Raw genomic sequence first — 1,789 nt, 5'->3', positions numbered from 1 at the left:
CGACGAGCATGGTGGCGAGACCGGGGGCGAGCATTCCGGCCCCCTTGGCCATGCCGCCGACGGTCCAGCCCTGCCCCTGCGCGAGTGCGGTCTTGCCCCGGTTCGGGAACGGGCGGGGTGGGGAGAACGCCCCCGCAGGGAACGGCCTAGCGGCCGACGCGCGCAGGCGCGACGCGCCATCGCATGCCGTTGACCTGCCCCGGCTCGTCACCGATCACGTACCGCACGCGCCGCCCGTGCACCCGCCGCGCCGGTGCGCGGCAGCCCCGCGGCCGGCAGCCGCGGGCGAGCCGTGCGTACGGATCGCGGGGCGCTCCGGACGCCGCCGCGTGCGCGGGCGTACCCGCGAGCGGGGCAACGGGGTCCGGCGTGGGCCCGGTGCGGCGGCGGACGGCGGTCACGTCGGGCTCAGCTCCGCCCGTGCCGCAGCGCCGGGTGCGCGCCTGCGGCAACCAGGTCGGCAACGGCAGACTTGGGGTCCCGGCCGGTGACCAGGGACTCGCCGACAAGCACCGCGTCGGCGCCTGTGTTGGCGTAGGCGATCAGGTCGTGCGGGCCGCGCACACCGGACTCGGCGATCTTGACGATGTGCGCCGGAATCTCGGGAGCGACCCGTTCGAAGGTGGAGCGGTCGACCTTGAGCGTCTTGAGGTCACGCGCGTTCACACCGATGATCTTCGCGCCGGCGTCGACGGCCCGCTCGGCCTCTTCCTCGTCGTGCACCTCGACCAGCGGGGTCAGACCGATGGACTCGGCCCGCTCGATCAGGGAGACCAGGGCCTCCTGCTCGAGCGCGGCGACGATCAGCAGCACGAGGTCGGCGCCGTAGGCACGCGCCTCCCACAGCTGGTACGCGGTGACGATGAAGTCCTTGCGCAGCACGGGGATGTCGACCTTGGCGCGCACGGCCTCGAGGTCGGCGAGCGAGCCGCCGAAACGGCGCTCCTCGGTCAGCACGGAGATGACGGCCGCGCCACCCGCCTCGTAGTCGGCGGCGAGCCCGGCGGGGTCGGCGATGGCGGCGAGCGCGCCCTTGGAGGGGCTGGAGCGCTTGACCTCGCAGATCACCTTGACGCCCTCGCCGCGCAGTGCGGCGACGCCGTCCTTGGCCGCAGGAGCCTTGGCGGCGCGCTCCTTGAGCTCGTCGAGGCTGACACGCGCCTGCCGCTCTGCCAGGTCGGCGCGCACACCTTCGATGATCTCGTCGAGCACACTCACGCGAGCGGCCCCCTTCCGGGACGGTGTTGATGAATCAGGATCAGCCACCTCGATGGTATCCGGAGGAGGGCCGAGGGCTCACATCCGGTGGGCGCCTGTCCCACTACCTGGGACTTCACGGAGCCAGCGCGGAGCCGAACGGCAGGTTCCGCACCACGCTGAAGATCACCAGCACGCTGCCCACGACCCACCACCATCCCGTGGAGAGACCGATCCGCAGGGGCCTGCCCTGCACGGCGCGAATCAGCCACATCACCCACACGACGGTGAACACGGCATAGCCGAGGACGGCGACCGCGTTGGCGCCGAGGGCGGTGGCCAGGTCGCCGTGGATGAACGCGTGTGCGCTGCGCAGTCCGCCGCAGCCGGGGCAGAGGATGCCGGTGAAACGCAGCAGGGGACAGACGGGGTAGTGCCCGGGCTCGTTCGGATCGACGGTCCCGACGTACGCGAAGGCGGCGGCGACGCCGGTGATGACGGCGAGCGGCGCGGCGACGCGCCGCGCGAGCGACGGCCGCGCAGGTCCTCGATCGGCTCGTGCTCCAGCTTGGCGCGGACGCGCGTGTACACC

The 1,789-nt window shown here is 72.9% G+C and carries 3 protein-coding genes; all 3 read right to left on the bottom strand.

All coding sequences use genetic code 11. From position 1 onward, the window contains the following. Positions 1–146 precede the first annotated feature (146 nt). A complete protein-coding gene (locus ABZ070_RS37135; RefSeq protein WP_356640600.1) occupies positions 147–401 on the bottom strand; it encodes a hypothetical protein in 255 nt (84 codons plus the stop codon). Positions 402–408: 7 nt separating this feature from the next. Continuing rightward, a complete protein-coding gene (gene trpC / locus ABZ070_RS37130; protein WP_356640598.1) occupies positions 409–1,218 on the bottom strand; it encodes an indole-3-glycerol phosphate synthase TrpC in 810 nt (269 codons plus the stop codon). 115 nt (positions 1,219–1,333) lie between these two features. Then, on the bottom strand, positions 1,334–1,789 hold a 456-nt coding region (locus ABZ070_RS37125; RefSeq protein WP_356640596.1), incomplete at its 5' end, for a DUF2752 domain-containing protein.

This window comes from Streptomyces sp. NPDC006283 (genome assembly GCF_040613325.1).
Taxonomy (GTDB): domain Bacteria; phylum Actinomycetota; class Actinomycetes; order Streptomycetales; family Streptomycetaceae; genus Streptomyces.
This window is presented reverse-complemented; position numbering and strand designations above follow the sequence as displayed.